The organism is Neoroseomonas marina (assembly GCF_012927745.1).
Classification (GTDB): domain Bacteria; phylum Pseudomonadota; class Alphaproteobacteria; order Acetobacterales; family Acetobacteraceae; genus Neoroseomonas; species Neoroseomonas marina.
On record NZ_JABBKX010000007.1, the window covers coordinates 196,773 to 218,303 of the forward strand.

The 21,531-nt window shown below is 73.2% G+C and carries 23 protein-coding genes; 14 read left to right on the top strand and 9 right to left on the bottom strand.

The genetic code is table 11. From position 1 onward, the window contains the following. Nucleotides 1-12: 12 nt before the first annotated feature. The gene (locus tag GWK16_RS18995) at nucleotides 13-582 is read right to left on the bottom strand and encodes a transposase (RefSeq protein WP_170055543.1); all 570 of its coding nucleotides are present in this window, start codon (nucleotides 580-582) and stop codon (nucleotides 13-15) included. Between the two features lie 380 nt (nucleotides 583-962). On the opposite strand from GWK16_RS18995, the gene GWK16_RS19000 reads away from it, so the two are divergent. From GWK16_RS19000 to GWK16_RS19010, 3 genes are all read left to right on the top strand, one after another. Further along, complete coding sequence (locus GWK16_RS19000) at nucleotides 963-2,051, top strand: LCCL domain-containing protein (RefSeq protein WP_170055544.1); 1,089 nt, start codon at nucleotides 963-965, stop codon at nucleotides 2,049-2,051. Between the two features lie 137 nt (nucleotides 2,052-2,188). Continuing rightward, nucleotides 2,189-2,860, top strand: a complete 672-nt coding sequence (gene rpe / locus GWK16_RS19005; RefSeq protein WP_170055545.1) for a ribulose-phosphate 3-epimerase — start codon at nucleotides 2,189-2,191, stop codon at nucleotides 2,858-2,860. Further along, the gene (locus GWK16_RS19010; protein ID WP_211187552.1) at nucleotides 2,857-4,512 is read left to right on the top strand and encodes a heparinase II/III family protein; all 1,656 of its coding nucleotides are present in this window, start codon (nucleotides 2,857-2,859) and stop codon (nucleotides 4,510-4,512) included. The genes rpe and GWK16_RS19010 overlap by 4 nt, the downstream gene beginning before the upstream one ends. A 13-nt stretch (nucleotides 4,513-4,525) precedes the next feature. On the opposite strand, the gene GWK16_RS19015 is transcribed toward GWK16_RS19010, so the two are convergent. The 3 genes from GWK16_RS19015 to GWK16_RS19025 form a co-directional block, all read right to left on the bottom strand. Then, a complete protein-coding gene (locus tag GWK16_RS19015; protein ID WP_170055546.1) occupies nucleotides 4,526-5,434 on the bottom strand; it encodes a DUF808 domain-containing protein in 909 nt (302 codons plus the stop codon). A 186-nt stretch (nucleotides 5,435-5,620) separates the two neighbouring features. Then, nucleotides 5,621-6,283 carry an iron-sulfur cluster repair protein YtfE gene (ytfE, locus tag GWK16_RS19020; protein ID WP_170055547.1) on the bottom strand — a complete coding sequence of 221 codons (663 nt, stop codon included), beginning with the start codon at nucleotides 6,281-6,283 and terminating at the stop codon, nucleotides 5,621-5,623. Then, nucleotides 6,280-6,741, bottom strand: coding sequence for a group III truncated hemoglobin (locus tag GWK16_RS19025; protein ID WP_170055548.1), 462 nt, complete (start codon nucleotides 6,739-6,741; stop codon nucleotides 6,280-6,282). The genes ytfE and GWK16_RS19025 overlap by 4 nt, the downstream gene beginning before the upstream one ends. Before the next feature lie 73 nt (nucleotides 6,742-6,814). Between GWK16_RS19025 and GWK16_RS19030 the strand changes: the two genes are divergently transcribed. Next, complete coding sequence (locus tag GWK16_RS19030) at nucleotides 6,815-7,225, top strand: RrF2 family transcriptional regulator (RefSeq protein ID WP_170055549.1); 411 nt, start codon at nucleotides 6,815-6,817, stop codon at nucleotides 7,223-7,225. Here GWK16_RS19030 and GWK16_RS19035 read toward each other — a convergent pair. Beyond that, nucleotides 7,188-7,544, bottom strand: coding sequence for a phage holin family protein (locus GWK16_RS19035; protein ID WP_170055550.1), 357 nt, complete (start codon nucleotides 7,542-7,544; stop codon nucleotides 7,188-7,190). The genes GWK16_RS19030 and GWK16_RS19035 overlap by 38 nt on opposite strands. Before the next feature lie 55 nt (nucleotides 7,545-7,599). Here GWK16_RS19035 and yddG point away from each other — a divergent pair, with 55 nt between their 5' ends. Further along, a complete protein-coding gene (gene yddG, locus GWK16_RS19040; protein WP_170055551.1) occupies nucleotides 7,600-8,442 on the top strand; it encodes an aromatic amino acid exporter YddG in 843 nt (280 codons plus the stop codon). Nucleotides 8,443-8,505: 63 nt separating this feature from the next. Further along, nucleotides 8,506-8,736 carry an SDR family NAD(P)-dependent oxidoreductase gene (locus GWK16_RS25025; RefSeq protein ID WP_211187554.1) on the top strand — a complete coding sequence of 77 codons (231 nt, stop codon included), beginning with the start codon at nucleotides 8,506-8,508 and terminating at the stop codon, nucleotides 8,734-8,736. On the opposite strand, the gene GWK16_RS19050 is transcribed toward GWK16_RS25025, so the two are convergent. Both GWK16_RS19050 and GWK16_RS19055 read right to left on the bottom strand, forming a co-directional pair. Continuing rightward, nucleotides 8,733-9,386 carry an ABC transporter ATP-binding protein gene (locus GWK16_RS19050; RefSeq protein ID WP_248291481.1) on the bottom strand — a complete coding sequence of 218 codons (654 nt, stop codon included), beginning with the start codon at nucleotides 9,384-9,386 and terminating at the stop codon, nucleotides 8,733-8,735. The genes GWK16_RS25025 and GWK16_RS19050 overlap by 4 nt on opposite strands. Nucleotides 9,387-9,520: 134 nt before the next feature. Continuing rightward, nucleotides 9,521-10,900, bottom strand: a complete 1,380-nt coding sequence (locus GWK16_RS19055) for an MmgE/PrpD family protein (RefSeq protein ID WP_170055553.1) — start codon at nucleotides 10,898-10,900, stop codon at nucleotides 9,521-9,523. A 205-nt stretch (nucleotides 10,901-11,105) separates the two neighbouring features. On the opposite strand from GWK16_RS19055, the gene GWK16_RS19060 reads away from it, so the two are divergent. The 6 genes from GWK16_RS19060 to GWK16_RS19085 all read left to right on the top strand — a co-directional run bounded on the left by GWK16_RS19060 (nucleotide 11,106) and on the right by GWK16_RS19085 (nucleotide 16,136). After that, nucleotides 11,106-11,894 carry an SDR family oxidoreductase gene (locus GWK16_RS19060; RefSeq protein WP_170055554.1) on the top strand — a complete coding sequence of 263 codons (789 nt, stop codon included), beginning with the start codon at nucleotides 11,106-11,108 and terminating at the stop codon, nucleotides 11,892-11,894. Between the two features lie 29 nt (nucleotides 11,895-11,923). Continuing rightward, a complete protein-coding gene (locus GWK16_RS19065) occupies nucleotides 11,924-12,886 on the top strand; it encodes a Bug family tripartite tricarboxylate transporter substrate binding protein (protein WP_170055555.1) in 963 nt (320 codons plus the stop codon). 106 nt (nucleotides 12,887-12,992) lie between these two features. Then, on the top strand, nucleotides 12,993-13,976 hold the full coding sequence (locus tag GWK16_RS19070) for a LacI family DNA-binding transcriptional regulator (protein WP_170055556.1): 984 nt from the start codon (nucleotides 12,993-12,995) through the stop codon (nucleotides 13,974-13,976). Between the two features lie 69 nt (nucleotides 13,977-14,045). Next, nucleotides 14,046-14,375 carry a carboxymuconolactone decarboxylase family protein gene (locus GWK16_RS19075; RefSeq protein ID WP_170055557.1) on the top strand — a complete coding sequence of 110 codons (330 nt, stop codon included), beginning with the start codon at nucleotides 14,046-14,048 and terminating at the stop codon, nucleotides 14,373-14,375. After that, a complete protein-coding gene (locus tag GWK16_RS19080; protein WP_211187556.1) occupies nucleotides 14,368-15,345 on the top strand; it encodes an NAD(P)-dependent oxidoreductase in 978 nt (325 codons plus the stop codon). Before GWK16_RS19075 ends, GWK16_RS19080 begins: the two co-directional genes overlap by 8 nt. Further along, a complete protein-coding gene (locus GWK16_RS19085) occupies nucleotides 15,342-16,136 on the top strand; it encodes an N-acyl homoserine lactonase family protein (protein WP_170055558.1) in 795 nt (264 codons plus the stop codon). The genes GWK16_RS19080 and GWK16_RS19085 overlap by 4 nt, the downstream gene beginning before the upstream one ends. A gap of 13 nt (nucleotides 16,137-16,149) precedes the next feature. Here GWK16_RS19085 and GWK16_RS19090 read toward each other — a convergent pair whose 3' ends face one another. Together GWK16_RS19090 and GWK16_RS19095 are read right to left on the bottom strand one after the other, a co-directional pair. Further along, entirely contained in the window at nucleotides 16,150-16,848 is a 699-nt protein-coding gene (locus GWK16_RS19090) for a response regulator (protein ID WP_170055559.1), read from the bottom strand. Further along, nucleotides 16,845-19,505: a sensor histidine kinase gene (locus GWK16_RS19095; RefSeq protein ID WP_170055560.1), complete on the bottom strand. Its 2,661-nt coding sequence runs from the start codon at nucleotides 19,503-19,505 to the stop codon at nucleotides 16,845-16,847. The genes GWK16_RS19090 and GWK16_RS19095 overlap by 4 nt, the downstream gene beginning before the upstream one ends. Nucleotides 19,506-19,723: 218 nt before the next feature. Between GWK16_RS19095 and GWK16_RS19100 the strand changes: the two genes are divergently transcribed. Continuing rightward, complete coding sequence (locus GWK16_RS19100; protein ID WP_170055561.1) at nucleotides 19,724-19,819, top strand: potassium-transporting ATPase subunit F; 96 nt, start codon at nucleotides 19,724-19,726, stop codon at nucleotides 19,817-19,819. 3 nt (nucleotides 19,820-19,822) lie between these two features. Then, on the top strand, nucleotides 19,823-21,520 hold the full coding sequence (gene kdpA, locus GWK16_RS19105; protein WP_170055562.1) for a potassium-transporting ATPase subunit KdpA: 1,698 nt from the start codon (nucleotides 19,823-19,825) through the stop codon (nucleotides 21,518-21,520). Nucleotides 21,521-21,531 lie beyond the last annotated feature (11 nt).

Genomic DNA, 21,531 nt, shown 5'->3' on the forward strand with positions numbered 1-21,531 from the left:
CATCGGGGCGGTTCAGCGCAGGCGCCAGCGGCGCGGGGTGCCGCCGGCGCGGCCGATGAGCCGGGCGAGCGCGCCGAAGACGCCGGGCGGCTGCTGGTGCATGCGTTCGAATGCAACGCGGACCTTGGCCTGGACGATTTCGGACAAATCCGGATCGGGGAGGTAATGCGGTTCGGCCGGCAAGGCAGGCTGCAGGCCGAGACGCTTCGCCAGCAGCAGCTGCGAGAGGCGCACGACGCGCGAGATGCGGCGCCAGGCGCGGCAGATGCGCCAGGCGAGGTTGCGCAGGACAACATCCCTAGGGCCGCGATTGGCGACCTGGGTGAGCAGCAGGTCCATGTGGCCGGATTTCGCCCAGCGGCGCAGCGTGCGCGAGGCGGTGTCGGCGCGACCGTATTCGGGCGGCAGGTCCTTCCAGGGGCCCTTCGAGCAGGCGATCCAGAAGATGGCGTTCAGCGTGCGGCGGCGGTCCTGGGGCGGACGGCCGGGTCGGCCTTCGGTGGGCGGGAGGTGACGGGAGAGGAGGGCGTATTCGGCGTCGGTGAGGGGGCGGAAGGGGTGGGGGGCGAGGGCGGCGGGCATGGGGCGGATCCGTGCGACAGGACTGGGCAAGATGTAGGTTTTTTTTCCTTTTCACAAGCCGATTCAGCGCGTCGGCGTGGCGCGCCTCCCGACCGAGGCCCGACGGGCCCGGCATCATGGCGTCGCGTTTCAGTGCCTGCGCGAAGGAACGGGATGCGCCGGCGCATCGGCCATCACCGGCTGGCGATCGGCATCAGGATACGGTCCAGCCAGGCGCGGGGGCGGCGCCGGGCAGGACGGTCAGGCTGGAGCCGTGCATGGCTTCAGCGCAGGATTCATCTTCCTGGCATACCAGCGGCGCGCCGGATCGCCCGTCGGCGGGTCGGCGCCCCGCGTCATGGCGCGACATCGGTATGGCCCAACGCCTGAAGGACCCATTCGTGACCCTCGCTCTTCGTCTCCTGCCCCTGCTGGCGGTCTTCGCCTGGCTGTCGCCCGCCGTCGCGCAAGACGGCCCGCTGCCCAACTGCCCGGACGACTTCACGGGCCGGCGGCCCGGCGAGACCTTCACCTGTGCATGCCGCGCCGGCAGCATGGCCGACGGGCCGGTCTGGGGCACTGACACCTACACGGCCGATTCCCGCATCTGCGCCGCCGCGCGCCATGCCGGCCTGCTGGGCGCGAATGGGGGCGAGATCGTGGTCACCGCCGCGCGGGGCGCCGCGAGCTACCGGGGCAGCACGCGCAACGGCGTCCGGACCGAGGACTACGAGGCGTACGATTCGAGCTTCACCCTGCGCCCGGCGGCCGCGCGGACGGCCGCTCCGCAGACCTGCCCGGAGAATTTCGCACTCTATCGCGGGACCGGCGAGCCACTGCGCTGCCTCTGCCCGGGCGAGGCGACGGGGGCCGGCAGCGTCTGGGGCGTCGAGGTCTACACGGATGATTCCGGCATCTGCCAGGCGGCGGTGCATGCCGGCGCGATCCCGCGGACCGGAGGCGTGGTCACGCTGCGCAGCCTGCCGGGCCGCGATTCCTATGCCGGGGCGGCGCGCAACGGGATCCGCAGCAGCAATTTCGACGCGTGGCCGGGCAGCTTCCGCTTCGAGGGCGTCGCGGCGAATGGCGCCGCTCCGGCCGCGGCGGCGGTGCCGGTGCAGGCGCCGGTCGCGGCAACACTGGCCGCGCGTGGCCAGGTACAGCTCTACATCACCTTCCGCACCAATTCGGCGGAGCTCGATGCCTCGGCCGCGACGGTGCTGGGCGAGCTGCGTGCGGCGTTGCAGGCCGATCCGGCGCTGCGGCTGACCCTGGTCGGGCATACCGACAGCACGGGGACGGCGGCGCAGAACCGTCCGCTGTCGCTGCGACGGGCCGAGAGCGTGCGCGCCTGGCTGGTGGCGCAAGGCATCGAGGCCGGGCGGCTTGCGGTCGAGGGCAAGGGCCCGGACCAGCCGCTCGCCGACAATGCGAGCGAAGCCGGTCGGGCGCTGAACCGCCGCGTCTCGGCGATCCGTGCCGGGACCTGATCGGGAACGACGCCAGGTGACGGGTTCCGAGGGCCTTTCGGCCCTCGGCGGGTGGGTCCGGGAGGGGGGCGCCCTCCCGGTCGCCGGGGCCCCCGGTCTCCCTGTTGTCGCGCTTTGTCGCAAAGGGCTACAACCGCATGGGGCCCGCACCGCTGACTGCCCCTTCCCTCCTCGCTGCCGATTTCGCCCGCCTCGGTGACGAGGTCGAGGCCGTCGCCGCCGCCGGCGCCGACTGGCTTCACCTCGACATCATGGACGGGCATTTCGTGCCCAACATCTCCTTCGGACCGATCGTGGTGAAGGCGTTGCGCAAGCGCAGCGCGATCCCCTTCGACGTCCACCTGATGATCGCGCCGGCCGACCCCTACCTCGCTGCCTTCGCCGAGGCGGGGGCGGACTGGATTTCCCTGCATCCCGAGGCGGGGCCGCACCTGCACCGGTCGCTGCAGACCATCCGCGCGCTGGGCAAGAAGGCGGGCGTGGTGCTGAATCCGGCGACGCCGGTCGATGCCGTGGCGCATGTGCTGGACCTGACGGACCTCATTCTCGTGATGTCCGTGAACCCGGGCTTCGGCGGGCAGTCCTTCATCGAGAGCCAGTTGTCGAAGATCGCGACGCTGCGGCGGATGATCGATGCGTCGGGCCGCGACATCCGGCTGCAGGTGGATGGCGGGGTGACGGCGAAGACGGCGCCGCTCTGCGTCGAGGCGGGGGCGGACGTGCTGGTCGCGGGCACGGCGGTGTTCGGCCAGAAGGATTATGCCGCGGCGATTGCCGCGCTGCGGGCGCCGGTCAGGGCCGCCGCATGATCAACATCCTGCGCGGTGCCCGGCAGAAGCTCGCGCGGCTGCGTCCCGTCAAGGTTCCGGAGGCGCCCGCGCGGGCGTTCCGCGACCTCTGGCCGGGCGATGCCGCGCGGGGCGCCCGGCTGCTGCGCGGGGAGTTCGAGATCGCCGGCACCGCCCGGTCGCTGCGCCCCGGCGCGGCGGCGGCGGAAGGGTGGGATGCGCCGTCGGGCAGCATCGCCTGGCGGGCGGCGGCGCACGGCTTCGCCTGGATGCGGGACCTGCGGGCGCTCGGGACGGATGCGGCGCGGCTGCATGCCCGCGCGCTGAGCGCGGATTGGCTGAACCGCGGCGCGGACGAGCCGATCGCGGATGCGCCGGAGGTGACGGGGGCGCGGATCTCGGCCTGGCTCGGGCATTGGGATTTCTTCGCCGCCACGTCGGAAGACGTGTTCCGCAAGGCGATCATGACGCGGCTGGCGCAGGATGCGCGGGACCTGTCGGCGGCGCTGCCGGCCGAGGCCGAGCACCGCGGCGCGCTGGTGGCGCTGAAGGGCGCTCTGGCCGCGGCGATCGCGCTGGAGGAGGACGCCTATCTGCAGCGCGCGGTGCGCTTCCTGCCGGCGGAGATCGAGCGCCAGTTCCACCCCGATGGGGGGCATGTGGAACGCTCGCCGTCGATGCAGTTGCTGGCGCTGCAGGACCTGATCGAGATCCGCAACCTGATGCATGGGGCGGGCGTCGAGCCGCCGCCGCATCTGGCGGCCGTGCTGGATCGCGCGGCGCCGGCGCTGCGGCTGTTCCGGCACGGGGATGGCGGGCTCGCGCTGTTCAACGGGACGCGGGACGAGACCTCGGCGCTGCTGGACCTGGTGCTGACGCAGGGCCAGGCGCGGGGGCGGGCGCCGGCGGAACTGCCCGAGACGGGGTTCGAGCGGCTGCAGGCCGGGCGGACGCTGGTGATCGTCGATACCGGCGCACCGCCCGCGGGGCGCGCCGTGGCGGCGGCCGAGGGCGGGCTGCCGGCGGGGGCGGATCGCTTCGCCCATGCCGGGACGCTGGCCTTCGAGATGTCGGTCGGGCGCGACCGGCTGATCGTGAATTGCGGCGCGGCGCCGGCGGCCGAGGAGGCCTGGCGCGACGCGCTGCGCGCCACCGCGGCGCATTCGACGCTGGTGCTGTCGGACACCAATTCCTCCGAACTGCGCCCTGAAGGGCTCGGGCGGCGGCCCGAGCAGGTCGAGACGGCGCGGCACGAAGCGGCGGGCGCGCAGTGGCTCGAAGCGAGCCATGACGGCTGGCGGCGGGGCTTCGGGGCGCTGCACCGGCGGCGGCTGTACCTCGCGGAATCGGGCGACGACCTGCGCGGGGAGGACATGGTGGAGGTGCCGGGCGACGCGCCGGTGCCGGGCTTCGCGGTCCGGTTCCACCTCCATCCGGGCGTGACCGCATCCCTGCTGCAGGACGAGAGCGCGGCACTGTTGCGGCTGCCCTCGGGCGTGGGGTGGAAGCTCCGCGCGAAAGGCGCGCGGGTGGCGCTGGAGGACAGCGTCTACCTGGGCGGCGAACCGCGCCGCTCGAACCAGGTCGTGCTGATCGCCGAGGACGACGAGGCCTCGATCCAGTGGGCGATCACGCGGGTGTCGATGCCGGGGCCAGGCCCCACGGGGGAATGAGGCGCGCCGGCTGCTAGTGGAGCAGCCGGCCCAGGACGGGCATGGCGGCGGTGCCGACGATCAGGCCCGCGATCCCCGCCAGCGCGGCGCCCACCAGCCATTCGACCGCCCCACCGCCGACGGCGCGGCCCGCCGCGGCGGCGACGTCGTGCACAAGGTGCGGCAGGGCAGCGAGGCCGAAGGCTTCCAGCCCGTGCAGGATGATGCCGCCGCCGACCCAGACCATCGCGAGGGTGCCGACCACCGACAGCACCTTCAGCACGACCGGCATGCCGCGGACGAGGATGCCGCCGGCCGCGAAGCCGCGGCGGACCATCGCCACGCCGACATCGTCCGCCTTCACGATCAGCGCGACGACGCCGTAGACGGCGAAGGTGATCACGAAGCCGACGATGGCGAGCGTCGCAGCCTGGGTCAGGATCCCCGCCTCAGGGATGGTCGCGAGCGCGATCGCCATGATCTCGGCCGAGAGGATGAAGTCGGTCTTGATCGCGCCGGCGACGCGCGTGTCCTCGAGTTGCTTCGCGTCCACCGGCACGGCGGAGGACTGCGCCTGTTCCGGATGCGGCCGCACCCATTCGACGACCTTCTCCGCCCCTTCGAAGCAGAGATAGATGCCGCCGATCACGAGCAGCGGCGTGATCAGCCAGGGCGCGAAGGCCGAGAGCAGCAGCGCCGCGGGCAGCAGGATGAGGAACTTGTTCTTCAGCGACCCGAGGGCGATGCGCCCGATGATCGGCAATTCGCGCGACGCATCGAAGCCCACCACGTAGCGCGGCGTGACGGCGGCGTCGTCGATCACCACGCCGGCCGCCTTGGCGCCCGCCTTGGTCGCCTGCGCGGCGACATCGTCGATCGAGGCGGCGGCGACCTTCGCGATGGCCGCGACGTCGTCCAGCAGCGCCAAAAGGCCCGTGCTCATGGCGAACCTTCCCGGGGTTGCTGCGCTGCACCCTGCCGGAAGGCCGCGCCGCGTTCAATGCGGCCCCACGGCGGCCGCGCAATCCCGGTCACAATGGCGGCGCCGACACGCCCTCCCGCGCCGCCTCTCGACGGCAACGCATCGGCGCCGCCTGGGCAGGCGCCCCTCGGGAGGGCGCCGCCCGGTTCAGGCCCCGAAGCGGGGGAAGAGGACGTTGTTCTCGAGGTGGACGTGGTCCTGCAGGTCGTCGACGAACTTGCGCAGGCCGGCGCAGAGCGCGCGCCAGGTCGTGCAGGCCCCGGCCGGCGGCGTGGCGTCGTTCGACAGCGCCAGCAGCTGGGCCAGGCGTTCCCCGTGGTCGTCGTGTTCGTGCCGCATGACGGCGATCGGCGCCCCCGCCATGCCGCCGCGGCCGGCGAGGATCATCGGGAACAGCACGCCCTCCTCCTTCGCCATGTGGTCGGCGAGCGCGAGCTCCGTTTCCTCCAGCGCGTCGGCAAGCCCCACGGGTGCGCCTTCCACGCCGCGGTGCACGGCCTCGACGCGGCGGGCGAGGCGGATGAGCTCGGGCAGTTCCCGCCGATGGGCGAGGTGGTAGCGCTCAAGGATGCGGCCGATCAACGCCGAGGTCGGGAGATCCGTGTCGGGAACGCCGGCATCGCCGGCGAGCGCGGCGAGGTCGGCCTCGATCGCGGCGAGATCGACGCCCCGGGCCGCGGCGGCTTCGGCCAGCGGGACGGCGCCGCCGCAGCAGAAATCCATCTTGCGCTGCCGGAAGACGGCGGTGGCCCCCGGCAGGCTGGCGGCGATGTCCGACAGGTTGCGGTCGGCGAAGGCGGAGGCGGTCATGCGGGTGCTCCTGGAGTGCGGCCCGGCAAATCGCCCCGGGCGACGGCGATGCCCATTTCCAGGCTACGGGCAATGGTGCGGGCGCGGGCCGTCAGCAGCGCCGCGCCGGCGGGCGGGCAACGCTCGGCGACCGTGGCCTCGAACAATTCGAGCCAGCGGGCGAAATGCGCGGGCGTGAGGCCGAGGCCGAAATGCGCCCGCATCGGCTGGCCGTGGTAGCGGCCGGTCATCAGCGCCACCGAGGACCAGAAGTCGGTGACGGTGCCGATATGCGCATCCCAATCGCCGACCTTCGCGAAGACGGGGCCGAGCAGGTCGTCCGCGCGGGCGCGGGCGTAGAAGTCGCGCAGCGTCTCGGCGATCAGGGCGTCGCTGAGCCCCGTCTCGGCCGCGATGGCGGCGGCCGCCGCGGCGCGGCGGGCGGGGGTTTCGGGATGCGGGACGCTCGGGGGCTGCATATTGGTATCTCCGATACCAATTAACTGCCACGCTGATTGTGGTATCGTCAATACCAATTCAGGGACCCGACCGATGCGCCTCCTCGCCGCCACCGATTTCGCGCTGCGCGCGCTGATGCGCCTCGCCGCCGAGCCGGAACGGCGGATGTCCACCGAAGAGCTGGCCCGCGAACTCGGCCTGTCGCGCAACCACCTGCACAAGCTGGTGCAGGCGCTGGCGGCCGAGGGGCTGGTCGCGACGCAGCGCGGCGCGCAGGGCGGGGTGACGCTGGCCCTGCCGCCGGACCAGATCCGCATCGGGGAGGTCGTGCGCCGGATGGAACGCGACCAGGCGCTGGTCGAATGCTTCCGCGCCGATGGCGGCGGCTGTTCGCTGACGGCGCGCTGCCGGCTGAAGGCTGCGCTGGCGGGCGCGGAATTCGCCTTCTATCGCGCGCTGGACGCGGTCAGCCTGGCCGACTGCCTTCCCCCAGCGCCCCGTTGATCAGCCCCGAGACGATCGACACCACGATCGCGCCGAACACCGCCGACCAGAATCCGGCAATCGTGAAGGACGGCACCAGCGCCGCGGCGAGGGCGAGCATCCCCGCATTCACCACCAGCAGGAACAGCCCGAAGGTGAGGATCGTGAGCGGGATCGACAGGACCAGCGCCACCGGCCGGACGATGGCGTTCACGAGGCCGAGCACGAGCGCGGTGATCAGCAGCGCGCCCATGTCGCGCACGGCGAGCCCGGGCACGATGGCGACGGCGACCCAGAGGGCCCCGGCGGTGACGAGGGTGCGGATGACGAAGCCGGCCATTCCCTGACAGTCCTTCCTGGTTTAGTGCGCTGCATCCCCAGATGGTGACGAGGCGATGGGTTTGCCCAGTCTGGCCGGATGCGGCGCGCTGCTGCTCTGGGCCTTCCTTGCGCTGCTCGCGCGCATGGCGGCGGGCATTCCGCCGCTGGAGCTGACGGCGCTCGCCTTCGCTGCGGGCGGGGCGATGGCGCTCGGCGTCGTCGCCGCGCGCGGGCGGCTCGGCGCGCTGCGGCAGGGGCCGCTCGCGTGGGTGCACGGCGTGGGCGGGCTGTTCGGCTACCACGCGCTGTACTTCGCCGCGCTGGCGCTGGCGCCGGCGGTCGAGGCGAACCTGCTCAACTACCTTTGGCCGTTGCTGATCGTGCTGCTGTCGGGGCCGATCCTCGGGCTGCATCTCGGGCCGCGGCGGCTCGCGGGCGTCGCGCTCGGCTTCCTCGGCTGCGCGCTGCTCGTCGGCGCGGGGGCGTCGTTTCCCGCGGGAGCCTTCTGGGGCTTCGCCTGCGCGGTCGGCTGCGCCGTGGTCTGGGCCGTCTATTCCGTCACTTCGAAGCGCATGGCCGCCGTGCCGACCGAGGCGGTGGCCGGGTTCTGCATCGCCACCGCGCTGCTCGCCGGCGTGACCTCGGTCGCGTTCGAGACGCTGGTCATGCCCGACGGGCGCCAATGGCTCGCGATCCTGCTGCTCGGCGCGGGGCCGCTGGGCGCGGCCTTCTTCCTGTGGGATGCGGGAATGAAGCGGGGGGATCCGCGGTTGCTCGGCACGCTGGCCTATGCGGTGCCGGTCGCCTCCACGCTGCTCCTCGTCGTGGCGGGCGAAGGCGCGCTGAGCTGGCGCGTGGCGCTGGCCGCGGCGCTGGTCGCCGGCGGCGGGCTGCTCGCGGCGACCGCGCGCGGCTGAGGGTTTCCGCCCTTCCGCCGCCGACGCCGCGCCGGCCCGCATGATCGCCATCGAGGACGCGGCGTGAGCCGCGCCGCGGTCCTCACCGGCGGCGGGTCCGGCATCGGGGAAGGCATCGCGCGGCGGCTGGCGGGGGACGGCGTATCCGTGCGGGTCGCCGCCGTCGAGGCCGAGGCCCCGCACGCGTGGCGCCGGCGATCACTGCAGCGGGCGACCTTCCTCGATCGCATGGCGGCGAAGCGCCACGGCGCGCCTGAGACCGTCGCCTTCGTGTGCGGCGCGGAGCGCGCCTAGCCGCGCTCGTCGCTGACGATCCGGCCGTCGACCAGGTGCACGCGGCGCGTCGCGCGATGCGCGAGGTCCGCGTCATGCGTCACCACCAGCACCGCGCGGCCGTCTTCCTGCGCGAGGCGCGCGAAGATGTCGAAGACGGCCGCGGCGTTCTTCGTGTCGAGATTGCCGGTGGGCTCGTCGGCCAGCAGCAGCACCGGATCGTTGGCGAGCGCGCGCGCGACGGCGACGCGCTGCCGCATGCCGCCGGAGAGCTGTTCGGGCAGCTTCCGCGCGGCATCGGCGAGGCCGAGGGCCTCGAGCAGCGACATCGCCCGCGCCTCGGCGTCGGCGGGCTTGAGCACGCCGCGCCGGCGGATCGGGATCAGGACGTTGTCGAGCGCCGAGAACTCCGGCAGCAGGAAGTGGAACTGGAAGACGAAGCCGAGCCGCGCCAGGCGCAGCGCGGCGAGGGCCGGCGGCGCCAGCGTCGCGGTGTCGCGCCCTTCCAGCAGCACGCGCCCCGAGCTCGGGCGGTCGAGCAGCCCGAGCAGGTAGAGCAGCGAGGACTTGCCGGACCCCGACGGGCCTGTGATGGCGACGAACTCGCCGCCATCGACCTGCAGGTCGACGTCGCTGACCAGCGTGACGCCTTCGGGAAGGCGCCGGGTCATCGATTCCGCGGCGAGGAGGGTCATGCGGGGCCCGGGACGCCGGGCGCCCTGCCGCGAGAAGCCGAGTGAACGAGCATCCGGGACACTATACCGGACAGCGCCGCCGAACGGTCAGGCCGCGGGCGGGCGGCCGATCACGATCCGGGCGCCGCCGTGCCCGGTCCAGGGACCAGCAGGGAGGACCACGCCTCCAGGGTGGGGGCGGACTCGAGCGACCACAGCGCCTCGATCAGCGCATCGGCCCGGGCCGCCCACCCGCCGAGGCCGGCATTGTCGCGGAACTTGGCCTCGAGCGCCGCATCCGTCATCGGCACCTCGAGGCTGCCCTGCGGCGTGGTGACCGTGCGCGTGAGGTCCGATCCGTCCGCGAGGCGCAGATGCACCCGGGCGGCGCCGCGCGGCAGGTCCGCATCCAACCGCGCGGTCACCTTGCCGCGGAAGGCCGCCAGGGCAGGATCGGCGACGGCGGCCATCCCGAAATCGCGGACGCCGGCTCGGCCACGCAGGAGGCCGAGGGAGGCGGCATGGTGGATGCTGACGCGCGCGTCGCGTTCGTTGCGCACCACGCGGTCGCCGCGCGCGAGCAGGAGGGCGTCGCCGGAGACCGTGACGCTCTCGACCTTGCCGGCGTCGCCGCCAAGGTCCTCCCGCAGGGCCAGACAGGCTTCGATCACGGCGTGGAACACGATCCCGGCGGGGTAGGGCTTGTAGGTGTTCCGGCCGGCTTCCCACCGCGTGCCGAGCCCGCCCAGCACGGCCGCGCGGTCCGGCGGGTCGCCGGTGGCCCGCGCCCAGCCGAGCGGCCCTTCGATCGCCGTCGGCGCCGCTTCATAGCCGGCCTCGGCGAAGAGCGCGGCGAGCAGGCCGTTGCGGGCGGCATTGCCGACGGCGACGTTCTTCGCCGCGGTGGGCAGGTTCTCGACCAGGCCACTCGACTGGCTCGCCGCGATGCCGAGGGCATGGGCCGTCTGCGCCGCCGTCAGGCCGAGGAGCTTCGCGCAGGCCGCCGCCGCCCCGAACACGCCCGCGCTCGCCGTGATGTGCCACCCGCGCGCGTAATGGCCCGGCGAGACGCCGAGCCCGACGCGGCAGGCGACCTCGATGCCGAGCAGGATGGCGTGCAGCGCCGCCGCGCCCGACAGGCCCCGCTGTTCGGCCAGCGCGAGCGCCGGCGGCGCGACCGGCGCGGCCGGGTGGATGACGGTCGCCAGATGCGTGTCGTCGTAGTCGAGCAGGTTCGAGGCGATGGCGTTGACGAAGCTCGCCGCCATCGGATCCAGCCGCGTCCCCTGCCCGATCACCGCGGCGGCGGGGGCGCCGGAGAAGGGGCGCATCACCTCGAGCGCCGTGCGGACGGCAGGATCGCCGGCAACGCCGATCGCGCAGCCGACATGGTTGAGCAGGGCGCGCTTCGTTTCGTGCCGCAGCGCGGGCGGGACATCCTCCCAGCGCGCGGCGACGACGAAGGCCGCCAGGGCGTCGCTCAGATGAGCCTCGCACGTCTCGGACACCATGCTCGGAACTGCCCTTCCTGCCGCCGCATCCCGGTTGGTCGGAGCCCGATGCCGCGCCGCGGATGCAGGCCGATCCTGGTTAGCGCTATCATGCCCGGCTCCGGTACCGGCGCAAGACAGCCCGGCAGCTTGCTTGGTGCCGGGCTCGACTTGTCGTCGGTCGTGCCTCCTCATAGGTTACCGATCCCAAGCATGGGCGGTGCGGATGCAGGACCACACGCTCGCCGGCCGCCGGGCCCTGGTCACGGGTTCGACGGGCGGCATCGGGCTCGCCATCGCCGGGCAGCTGGCCGCGAGGGGCTGCGCCGTCCTGATCCACGGGCTGGCGCCGCCGGCCGAAGGCGACGCGATCGCCCGGGACCTCGCGGACCGCCATGGCGCCGCCGTGACCTACCGGCATGCCGACCTCTCGTCGCTCGCGGAGGTCGAGGCGCTGATGGCGGCGACGGACGATGGGCCCGACATTCTCATCAACAACGCCGTCACGCGGCACCTGCTGCCGATCGAGGCGTTCACGCCCGCGGCGTGGGAGGCCGACCTGGCGGTGAACCTCTCCGCGCCCTTCCACGCGATACGGCTCGCCTTGCCGGGCATGCGCGCCCGCCGCTGGGGGCGCATCGTCAACATGTCCTCGGTCTACGGCCTGTTCGGCACCGCCGGGCGCGCCGGCTACGTCACCACCAAGACGGCGCTGATCGGGCTGACGCGCGCGGTCGCGATGGAGACGCTGCAGGACGGCATCACCTGCAACGCCATCTGCCCGGGTTCCACCCCGACGCCGGCGATCGAGGCCCGCATCGCCGCCGGCATGGCGGCGCGCGGCCTGACCGACAGGGCGGCGGCGACCGCGGAGTTCCTCGCGGAGAAGCAGCCGACGCGGCGCTTCGTCTCGCCCGAGGCGGTGGGCGGCATGGTCGCCTTCCTCTGCAGCCCCGCGGGCGACGACATCACCGGCGCGGCCCTGCCCATCGACGGAGCATGGTCCGCCAGCTGAACGGGCCGGAACACGGGGAGGAAGCAAGAATGAAGCGTCGGGACATGCTGATCGGGACCATGGCCGCGCTGGCCACGCCGGGCATCGCCACCGCGCAGGCCTGGCCGGCCCGGCCGCTGCGCATGGTGATCCCGTGGCCGCCGGGCGGGACCACCGACATCCTCGCCCGGATCATCCAGCCGCCGCTGTCCGTCGCGCTGGGCCAGACCGTGGTGATCGAGAACCGCGGCGGCGCCTCCGGCGCGATCGGCACGGCCGAGCTGCTACGCGCCGCGCCGGACGGCTACAGCTTCGGAATCGTCACCAGCACGCTGGTGTCGGCACCGCTACTGTCGCGCCAGCCCTTCCACCCGGTGAACGACGTGACGCCCATCCTGCACCTGGCGGATGTGGCGAATATCCTCGCGGTGCATCCCAGCCTGCCGGTGCACTCGGTGCGGGAGCTGATCGACTACGGCAAGGCCAATCCCGGCAAGCTGTCCTTCGCTTCGCCCGGCATCGGGTCGGCGGTGCACATCTCGGGCGAGATGTTCAAGCTGATGACCGGCGTCGACATGGTCCATGTGCCCTATCGCGGCGGCGGGCCGGCCATCGCGGCGCTGGTGTCCGGCGAGATCCAGCTGATGTTCGGCAATGGCAGCTCGACCCTGCCGCACGTGCGCACCGGGGCCGTGCGGGCGCTGGGCGTGACCTCGGCGCAGCGCCAGCCGTACCTGCCCGAGGTGCCGACCATCGCCGAGGCCGCGCTGCCCGGCTTCGACATCGTCGAATGGTATGCGGTCATCGGCCCCGCCGGCATGCCGGACCCCGTGGTGGACCGGCTCAACCGCGAATTCATGGCCATCGTCGGCACGCCGGAGGGGCGCGCGCGGCTGCTCGATCTGGGCTCTCTCGTCGTCGGCGGCACGCCGGCCCAGATGGGCGCGTTGCTGCGCGGCGACATGGAGAAGATCGGACGCGTCGTGCGCGAGGCGCGGATCACGGCGGAATGACCCGTGGCCAGCCTGCCTCGCGCACGGCGGGGCGGATGTGAGCGGCACGGCGCGCAACGGGCCGGGACGCCGGCGCGGCCCCCGGGATGGGGACGCGCCGCTGCGCATGCGCGACGTCGCCGAGCGTGCCGGCGTCTCCGCGATGACCGTCTCCCGCGCGCTGAACGATCCGGACCGCGTCTCGCCCGAGGTGCGCCGCCGGGTGGAGGACGCCGTCCGCGACATCGGCTACGTGCCGAACCGTCTCGCCGGGAGCCTGTCCTCCAACCGGTCCAACGTCGCCGGCCTGATCGTGCCCAGCATCCGCAACACGCTGTTCTCCGACACGATCCAGGGCATCTCGGACGTGCTGCGCGCGAACGGCCATCACCTGATGGTGGCCGACAGCGGCTACAGCCCGGCCCAGGAAGAGGCGCTCGCCACCGCCTTCATCGCGCAGCGCGTGGCCGGGCTCGTGCTGCACAACACGACGCACACCCCGGCCTTGCGCGCGCTGGTCCGCCGCTCGGGCGTCCCGGTGGTCGAGAACGGGACGCTGACCGACGACCCGCTCGACATGGTCGTGAGCTATTCCAACGTCGATGCCGCCCGCGCCATGACGCAGCACCTGCTGCGGCTGGGCTATCGCCGCATCGGGCTCGTCACGCTGCCGCTCGCCCACAACGAGCGGTCCCAGGAACGCCGGCAGGGCTACGTGGCGGCGCTGGCCGATGCCGGGCTGCCGCTCGATCCGCGCATCATGCTGGAGATGCCGCCGGGGCTGCCTTCGGGCACCGAGGCGATCGTCCGGCTCGTCGAGACGACGCCGACCGTGGACGCCGTCTTCTTCGCCGGCGACGTCCTGGCGATCGGGGCCCTGCTGGAATGCCAGCGGCGCGGCTGGGCGGTGCCGGGGCGGGTGGCGATCGCGAGCTTCGACGACGTCGACCTGCTGCGCCAGCTCAACCCCGCGATCACCACGGTGCGGCTGCCCCGCCGCGATGTCGGGCGGCGCAGCGCGGAGATCCTGTTGGACCGGATCCGCGGACGGTCCGAGGAGCGCATCGCCGTGGACCTCGGCTTCGAGATCATCCAGCGGGGGAGCACCTGAGCGACCGCGCGTCCCGGCGCGACCCGGTCCCGGGTCGCACCATCCGTCCATCCTGCCAGGGAGCATGACATGGCGAAGATCCCGACATCCGCGGGGCGCGATCGCGTCCGCAAGACCGCCCCGGCGCTGGTCGCCTACACCGAGGGCGTCCTCTACGGCGACCTGTGGGAGCGGCCCGGCCTGTCGAAGCGCGACCGCAGCCTGATCACCGTCGCCGCGCTGGTCGCGACCTACCGCCCCGAGCAGCTCGAGACGCATATCGGCCGGGCGCTCGACAACGGCGTGACGCGGGAGGAGATCGCGGAACTCGTCACGCACCTCGCCTTCTACGCCGGCTGGCCGGCCGGCATGACCGGCGCGCGGGTGGCGACGACGGTCTTCGAGAATCGCGATGCCTGACGACACGATCACGGTCGGCTTCATCGGCCTCGGCACCATGGGCGCCTTCATGGCGGCCAACATCCAGAAGGCGGGCTATCCGCTCGTCGTGCACGACATCCGGCGCGAGGCGGGCGCGAACCGCCTCGCCGCAGGCGCCGCCTGGGCCGAGACCCCGCGCGCCGTCGCCGAGCGGTGCGACGTCATCTTCACCTCCCTGCCCGGCCCGAAGGAGTTCGAACCGGTCGTCTTCGGGCCGGACGGCATCCTCGCCGGCATCCGGCCGGGGGCGGCGCTGTTCGACCTGACGACCAACGCGCAGGCCCTGGTGCGGCGGATGGCCGCGGCGCTCGCGGAGAAGGGCGCCCACGGCTTCGACGCACCCGTCAGCGGCGGGCCGAAGGGGGCCGAATCCGGCCGGCTCGCCATCTGGGTCGGCGGGGACCGCGCGGTCTACGACCGGTTCAAGCCCGTGCTCGACGCCTTCGGCGACCAGGCGGCCCATATCGGGCCGATCGGGTCGGCGACGGTGGCGAAGCTCGTGCACAACATGGCCGGCTACGCGGTCCAGACCGTGATGGCCGAGGTCTTCTCGATGGGCGTGAAGGCGGGGATGGATCCGCTCGATCTCTGGGCGGCGGTGCGGCAGGGGGCGATGGGGCGTCGGCGGAGCTTCGATCGCCTCGCCGACCAGTTCCTGGTCGGAGCCTACGATCCGCCCGCCTTCCCGCTGAAGCTCGCGCACAAGGACATCTCGCTCGCCGTCGGCATGGGGCGGGACCTCGGCGTGCCCATGCGGCTGTGCAACCTGACGCTCGAGGAGGTCAACGAGGCGCTGGCGCGCGGGTGGGGCGACCTCGACAGCCGCGTGTCCATGACGCTGCAGCTGGAACGCGCCAATGTCGCCGTCCGATGCGATCCGGCGGCGGTGCAGGCGGTGCTCGACGCCGACGGCGCACCGACGGTCACCGCGCGGGGAGGGAAGGGATGAGCGAGGCGACCTACCGCGTCCACGCGCTGCGCTACGCCCGGCGCGACGCCCGCCGGCACGAGCACTTCGTCGGCGGCGACCCGCATGATGCCCCGATGCCCATGGACTACTTCGTCTGGGCCATGGTGAACGAGGATCGCGTCGTGATCCTCGACACCGGCTTCACCGAACCGGTCGCGAAGAAGCGCCGGCGGGAATGGCTGCGCTGCCCGGTCGACAGCCTCGCGCTGCTCGGCATCGATCCGGCGGCGGTCGAGGACGTGGTGATATCGCACCTGCACTACGACCATGTCGGCACCTTCCACAAATTCCCGAAGGCCCGCTTCCACCTGCAGGAGCGGGAGATGCACTACGCCTGCGGCCACTACATGCGCTACCCGAAGCTCCGCCATTCCTTCGAGGTGGAGGACGTGGCCGGCATCATCCGCATGACCCATGCCGACCGCGTCGTCTTCCATGACGGCGATGCCGAGCTGGCGCCGGGCATCACGCTGCACGCCGTGGGCGGCCATTCGATGGGGCTGCAATGCGTGCGGGTGAGCACGGCGCGCGGGAAGGTGGTCCTCGCCTCCGACGTCACGCACTTCTACGAGAACATGGACACCGGCCGGCCCTACACGACGGCCTTCCATCTCGGCGCGATGCTGGAAGGCTTCGATCGCCTGCGCGCCCTGGCGCCGAGTGCGCAGCACATCGTCCCGGGCCACGACCCGGAGGTGATGCGCCGCTACCCGGCCGTGCCGGGGCTGGAGGGCATCGCGGTGGATTTGCACCGGCCGCCGACCGGCTGACGCGACCGGCGCCCTATTCGGCGCCGAAGCGATAGCCGACGCCCGGTTCCGTGCGGATCAGCGCCGCCGCCGCGCCGAGCTTCTGTCGCAGGTGACCGATGTAGACGCGCAGATACTGGGCGTCGTCAACATGGGCGGGACCCCAGACCGCCGCCAGCAGCTGGCGTTGCGTGACGACGCGGCCTTCGCCGCCGCGGATCAGCGCCGCCAGCAGGTCCCATTCGCGCGGCGTCAGCTTCAGCGGCTCGCCCCCGTCCACCCGCGCCGTGCGGCGGCCGAGATCGACCTCGAGCGCGCCGGCGCGGAAGACGGCTTCCGCATCCGGGCGTCCCGGGGCGCCGGCCCGGCGCAGCGCGGCGCGGATGCGGGCGAGCAATTCCCCCAGCGCGAAGGGCTTCTCGACGTAGTCGTCCGCGCCGGCATCGAGCGCGGCCACCTTCTCGACCTCGCGGTCGCGCGCGGAAAGGACGACGACCGGCACCTGGGTGAAGGCGCGGAGCCGGGGAATGGCGAGTTTGCCGTCGCTGTCCGGCAGGCCGAGATCGAGCAGCACCAGCGCCGGCGACCGTTCGGCGGCAAGGCGCAGGCCCTCGGCCGCCGTCATCGCCCGCAGCGGCTCGTAGCCCGCCGCCTCCAGCGCCGGAGCGAGGAAGCGGTGGATCTGCGGCTCGTCGTCGACGACCAGGATGCGCGGGGACGGCGTCGCGTTCATGCGCCGGGGAACCTCACCACCATGCGCGTGCCGCGCCCATCGGGCCGCGCGGGGCTTTCGGCGGCGATGCGGCCACCCATGGCCTGCACCAGTCCGCGGCAGATCGCCAGGCCGAGCCCGCTGCCGGCGGCGACGCGGTCGGTGCGGGTCGCGCGGAAGAACGGATCGAAGACGCGCTGCAGCTCCTCGCGCGGAATGCCGGGACCGTCGTCCTCCACCGCGATGACGACCTCGGCGCCATCCCGCGCCAGGCGCAGCGCCACCTGCCCCTCGGGACCGGCATATTTCAGCGCGTTGTCGAGCAGGTTGGCCAGCACCTGGTCGAGCAGCGCGGGGTCGAGCCGCGGCGCGGCCGGGCGCGGGCCAGGATCGACCGTCACCGCCCGTCCATGGCTGCGCAGCGCCCGGGCGGCGGCGGTCTCGGCTGCCTCGGCCAGGTCCACCGTCTCCCGTCGCGGCGTGATCTGGCGGCTCTCGATGCGCACCATGTCGAGGATGTTGGCGATCCATCGGGACAGCCGTTCCGTCTCCTCCTCGGCGGTCGCGAGCAGGTCGGCGCGCGTCGCCTCCGACAGGGCGGGTCCGGCGCTGCGCAAGGTGCCGATCGCGCCGCGGATCGAGGTCAGCGGCGTCCGCAGGTCGTGGCCGAGCGAGGTGAGCAGCGCCGTCCGCAGCGCCTCCGTCTCGGCGCGCGCCTCGTCGCGGGCGCGTTCCTCCATCAGGTCCGCGCGTTCGAGCGCGACGGCGGCCTGGTCGAGCAGGGCGTCGAGCGCGCGATCGGCCTCTCCGTCCAGCGCGCCGGCGCCCTCGGGCCGGCGCAGCCCCACCAGGCCCGCGAGGCCGCGCGCCGTGCGCATCGGCCGGAACTGCCAGCCGGCGGACGGGAGCGTATCCGTGCCCCGGCCCGCGGCGCGTCCATGGGCGGCGGACCAGCGCGCCGCGGCCATGCTCGCCTCGTCGGGCTCGGCCATGATCGGGGCGCTGGCGCGCAGGACCGGCTCCGGGGCGTTCTCGCCGGGCAGCGGCGGCAGCAGGAGCAGCACGCAGGCGGGACCGCCCGCGATGCGCGACGCTTCCTCCGCGATCGCCATCAGCAGGTCGCCCTTGTCCCCCGGCGCGCCGAGCCGGCGACTGAATTCGACCAGGCGGCGCAGGCCGAGCATGCGCGCCCGTGCCGCGCGGACCGAGCGCCCGAGGCCCCCGGTGGTGCCCGCCAGCAGCAGCGCGACGAGCGCGAAGACGACGACGCCGACCACGTCCTGCGGGCCGGCGATGGTGAAGGTGTAGCGCGGGGGCAGGAACAGGTAGTTCCAGGCCAGGAAGGACAGCAGCGCGGCGACGGCGCCCTGCAGCGCGCCGAACCCCACGGCGGCCGCCACGATCGGCACGAGGTAGACCATGCCGAGCGCGCCTTCCGGCACCACGCCGTCGACGGCGAGGCCGATGCCGGTCGCCGCGGCGACGAGAGCCGCCGTCGTCGCCCAGCCGGCCCATCGCGGCAGCGGGCCGCGTTCGGCCAGCACGGATCGCGGCGGACCGGCCGTGGCGGGCACCAGGTGCAGCGTGAAGTCCGTGCCCTGCCGCAGCAGCGCCGCCGCAAGCGTGCGTCCCGTCGCGCGGCGCCACCAGGCCGGGCGGCCGCGGCCGATGACCAGGTGGGTGGCGTTGCGCGTCCGCGCCTCCCGCAGGATCGCCGAGGGCAGGTCCGCCGCCGCGAGGGTCTCCACCTCGGCGCCCAGGCGCTCGGCCAGCCGGAGCGCCGGGCCCGGATCGGTCGCGGGGTCGGCGGTCGGCCGCTCGACATGCAGCGCGACGAGCGGCGCCTTCAGCGCATCCGCGACCCGCCGCGCCTCACGCACCACCGTCTCGGCCGACGGATCGGCGCCGACCAGGGCCATCACCCGCTCACCGGCGGGCCACGGGCCGGCGATGGCGTTGGCGCGCATGTAGCCGGTGACGTCGGCATCCACGCGCTCCGCCGTCCGTCGCAGCGCCATCTCCCGCAGGGCGGCGAGATTGCCTTCCCGGAAGAAGCCGCGCAGCGCGCGCGCCGCCTGGTCGGACCGGTAGACCTTGCCCTGGCGCATGCGCTCGATGAGCTCGGCGGGCGGGATGTCGATCAGCTCGACGGCGTCCGCTTCGGCCAGCACGCGGTCGGGCACCGTCTCGGCCACGCGCACGCCGGTGATGCGCGCCACCGCGTCCGACAGGCTCTCGAGATGCTGGACGTTCAGCGTGGTCCACACCTCGATGCCGGCGTCGCGCAGTTCCTCGACATCCTGCCAGCGCTTCGGATGGCGACTGCCGGGCGCGTTGGTGTGGGCCAGCTCGTCCAGGAGCAGGATCTGCGGCCGCTGGGCCAGCGCGCCGTCGAGGTCGAATTCCTCGAGCCGCTGGCCGCGATAGGCAACAGTGGCGCGCGGCAGCACCGGCAGGCCGCCGATCGCCGCCTGCGTCTCGGCGCGGCCGTGCGTCTCGACGATGCCGACCAGGACCGCCGCGCCCCCGGCCTGGCGGCGGTGCGCCTCGGCCAGCATCTCCATCGTCTTGCCGACCCCCGGCGCGGCCCCCAGGAAGACCTTCAGGCGCCCCCGCGCTTCCCGCCGCGCGATGGCGAGCAGGGCATCGGGGTCCGGACGGGCGGGCTGCTCGACCATGGCCCCCTCGGATAGCAGGCCAGACGCGACCCCGCGCGGATCTTTACGCCGTCTTTATGCCGTCCGACCCGATCGCGCATGGAGGCTTTACGCCGCCCGGCACTACGACCGCCCCGATCCTGAGAACGGGAGCCAGGCATGCTCGATCTTCTCCTCCTCGCGCTCGGCGTCGGCGTCTTCCTCCTGCTCGCGGCCTATGCGGCCGGCTGCGAGCGGGTGTGATCGCCGTGGTCGAGCTTCTCCTGGCCGGCGGCGCGGCGGCCGGCCTCCTCCTCTACCTGCTGTGGGCCCTGCTGCGGCCCGAGGATCTCTGATCCATGACCCTCGAAGGCTGGGCGCAGATCGCGCTCGTCCTCCTGCTGGTGGTCGCTTCCGCGATCCCGGTGGGACGTTACGTCGCCGCCGTTGCGGCAGGACGCGTCACCTTCCTCGCGCCGGTCGAACGCGCGATCTACGGCATCGCAGGCGTGGACCCGGCCCGCGGGATGGGATGGAAGGGCTACACGCTGGCGATGCTCGCGGCGAACGCCGCCGGCTTCGCGCTGCTCTACGCGCTGCTGCGCCTGCAGGGCATGCTGCCGCTGAACCCGCAGGGCTTCGACGGCATCGCCCCCTGGCTCGCCTTCAACACCGCGATCAGCTTCGTCACGAACACCAACTGGCAGGCCTACAGCGGCGAGGCGGCGATGAGCTACCTCAGCCAGATGGCGGGGCTGTCGGTGCAGAACTTCCTTTCGGCCGCCACGGGCATCGCCCTCGCGCTCGCCGTCTGCCGCGCCTTCGCGGCGGGCGGGTTGAGGGACCTCGGCAATTTCTGGGTCGATCTCGTGCGGATGACCCTGTACCTGCTGCTGCCGCTCGCCCTGGCGGTGGGCCTGGCCTTCGTCGCCATGGGCGTGCCGCAGACCCTCGCGCCCTACGTCCAGGCGACGACGCTCGAAGGCGTGGCGCAGACCGTTCCGCTCGGGCCGGCGGCCTTCCAGATCGCGATCAAGCACCTCGGCACCAACGGGGGCGGCTTCTTCGGCGTCAACTCCGCCCATCCGTTCGAGGGTCCGTCGGCGCTTGCGACGGCGCTGCAGATCTGGGCGCAGCAGGTGATCCCCTTCGCGCTGGCCCTGACCTTCGGGCACATGGTCGGCGACGTGCGGCAGGGCCGGGCGCTGCTCGCGGTGATGCTGGGCTACGTCGTGGTCGCCACGGCGATCGTCTATGCGGCGGAAACCGGCGGCAACCCGCTCCACCTCGCGGCCGGCGTGGACCCCGGGATGGGGAACATGGAGGGCAAGGAGGTCCGCTTCGGCCAGGCTCTCGCCGCCCTGTTCACGGCGACGACCACGGGCGCCTCCTGCGGCGCGGTCAACGCGATGTTCGACAGCTTCACGCCCCTCGGCGGCCTCGTGCCGATGTTCCTGATCCAGCTCGGCGAAGTGCTGCCCGGCGGTGCGGGGTCGGGCCTGTACAGCATCCTCGTCTTCGCGCTGCTCGCGGTCTTCGTCGCGGGGCTGATGGTCGGGCGCACGCCGGAATATCTCGGCAAGAAGGTGCAGGCGCGGGAGGTCAAGCTCGCGATGCTCGCCGTGCTCGTGCTGCCGGCGGCCATCCTCGGCTTCACGGCGGTATCGCTCGTGCTGCCGGCGGCCATCTCCTCGATCCAGGACGCCGGGCCGCATGGCCTGTCCGAGATGCTCTACGCCTATACCTCCGCCGCGGGGAACAACGGCTCGGCCTTCGGCGGGCTGACGGCGGACACGCCATGGCTCAACGGGACGCTCGGGCTCGCGATGCTGCTCGGCCGCTTCGCCTACGTCGTGCCCGTGATGGCGATCGCGGGGTCGCTTGCCGCGAAGCCGAAGCTGGCGGAATCGCGCGGCACCTTCCCGACGCACGGGCCGCTCTTCATCGGGCTGCTCGCCGGCGTCGTCCTGATCCTCGGCGGCCTGCAGTTCCTGCCGGCCCTCGCCCTCGGCCCCATCGCGGAGCATTTCGCGCTGCTGGCCGGCCAGACCTTCTGAGGCCCGATCCC

What these genes read in the sequence shown, in the direction of transcription:
- ytfE (WP_170055547.1), bottom strand. Translation starts at nt 6,283, where the DNA reads ATGACCGCCTCCGCCTTCGCCGACCGCAACCTGTCGGACATCGCCGCC.
- GWK16_RS19030 (WP_170055549.1), top strand. Translation starts at nt 6,815, where the DNA reads ATGCGCCTCCTCGCCGCCACCGATTTCGCGCTGCGCGCGCTGATGCGC.
- rpe (WP_170055545.1), top strand. Translation starts at nt 2,189, where the DNA reads ATGGGGCCCGCACCGCTGACTGCCCCTTCCCTCCTCGCTGCCGATTTC.
- GWK16_RS19095 (WP_170055560.1), bottom strand. Translation starts at nt 19,505, where the DNA reads ATGGTCGAGCAGCCCGCCCGTCCGGACCCCGATGCCCTGCTCGCCATC.
- GWK16_RS19050 (WP_248291481.1), bottom strand. Translation starts at nt 9,386, where the DNA reads ATGACCCGGCGCCTTCCCGAAGGCGTCACGCTGGTCAGCGACGTCGAC.
- GWK16_RS19060 (WP_170055554.1), top strand. Translation starts at nt 11,106, where the DNA reads ATGCAGGACCACACGCTCGCCGGCCGCCGGGCCCTGGTCACGGGTTCG.
- GWK16_RS19010 (WP_211187552.1), top strand. Translation starts at nt 2,857, where the DNA reads ATGATCAACATCCTGCGCGGTGCCCGGCAGAAGCTCGCGCGGCTGCGT.
- GWK16_RS19080 (WP_211187556.1), top strand. Translation starts at nt 14,368, where the DNA reads ATGCCTGACGACACGATCACGGTCGGCTTCATCGGCCTCGGCACCATG.
- GWK16_RS19035 (WP_170055550.1), bottom strand. Translation starts at nt 7,544, where the DNA reads ATGGCCGGCTTCGTCATCCGCACCCTCGTCACCGCCGGGGCCCTCTGG.
- GWK16_RS19025 (WP_170055548.1), bottom strand. Translation starts at nt 6,741, where the DNA reads ATGCAGCCCCCGAGCGTCCCGCATCCCGAAACCCCCGCCCGCCGCGCC.
- GWK16_RS19055 (WP_170055553.1), bottom strand. Translation starts at nt 10,900, where the DNA reads ATGGTGTCCGAGACGTGCGAGGCTCATCTGAGCGACGCCCTGGCGGCC.
- GWK16_RS19085 (WP_170055558.1), top strand. Translation starts at nt 15,342, where the DNA reads ATGAGCGAGGCGACCTACCGCGTCCACGCGCTGCGCTACGCCCGGCGC.
- yddG (WP_170055551.1), top strand. Translation starts at nt 7,600, where the DNA reads ATGGGTTTGCCCAGTCTGGCCGGATGCGGCGCGCTGCTGCTCTGGGCC.
- GWK16_RS19090 (WP_170055559.1), bottom strand. Translation starts at nt 16,848, where the DNA reads ATGAACGCGACGCCGTCCCCGCGCATCCTGGTCGTCGACGACGAGCCG.
- GWK16_RS18995 (WP_170055543.1), bottom strand. Translation starts at nt 582, where the DNA reads ATGCCCGCCGCCCTCGCCCCCCACCCCTTCCGCCCCCTCACCGACGCC.
- GWK16_RS19015 (WP_170055546.1), bottom strand. Translation starts at nt 5,434, where the DNA reads ATGAGCACGGGCCTTTTGGCGCTGCTGGACGACGTCGCGGCCATCGCG.
- GWK16_RS19075 (WP_170055557.1), top strand. Translation starts at nt 14,046, where the DNA reads ATGGCGAAGATCCCGACATCCGCGGGGCGCGATCGCGTCCGCAAGACC.
- GWK16_RS19065 (WP_170055555.1), top strand. Translation starts at nt 11,924, where the DNA reads ATGAAGCGTCGGGACATGCTGATCGGGACCATGGCCGCGCTGGCCACG.
- kdpA (WP_170055562.1), top strand. Translation starts at nt 19,823, where the DNA reads ATGACCCTCGAAGGCTGGGCGCAGATCGCGCTCGTCCTCCTGCTGGTG.
- GWK16_RS19070 (WP_170055556.1), top strand. Translation starts at nt 12,993, where the DNA reads ATGCGCGACGTCGCCGAGCGTGCCGGCGTCTCCGCGATGACCGTCTCC.